The following is a 304-nucleotide window of genomic DNA, read 5'->3' as shown; positions in this document are numbered from 1 at the left end:
GTCGTGAGCTGGTCAATGTCTGACAGACCTGATGCTGACTTGGCCGTGAAAGCGCTCGAGATGGCGTATCAGCAACGAGGTTGTCCGTCCGGTGTGCTGTTTCACTCCGACCAGGGGAGCCAATACGGCAGTCGGGTATTTCGGCAACGGCTGTGGCGCTATCGCATGACCCAGAGTATGAGTCGGCGTGGCAACTGCTGGGATAACGCGCCGATGGAGCGGCTGTTCAGGAGCCTTAAGACGGAATGGCTTCCGACCACGGGGTACATGAGCCTGCGGGAAGCGAAGCGGGATATCAGTTCCT

Annotated in this window: 1 protein-coding gene; it reads left to right on the top strand. The window is 58.9% G+C overall.

Annotation, left to right across the window (positions count from 1 at the left end; all coding sequences use genetic code 11):
* Positions 1-304 (top strand): DDE-type integrase/transposase/recombinase (locus tag AACW87_RS15935; RefSeq protein ID WP_241326821.1); only part of this gene is annotated, 304 nt, incomplete at both ends.

It is taken from the genome of Aeromonas sp. MR7 (assembly GCF_963899385.1).
In the GTDB taxonomy this organism is placed as follows: Bacteria; Pseudomonadota; Gammaproteobacteria; order Enterobacterales; family Aeromonadaceae; genus Aeromonas; species Aeromonas bestiarum.
This window is presented reverse-complemented; position numbering and strand designations above follow the sequence as displayed.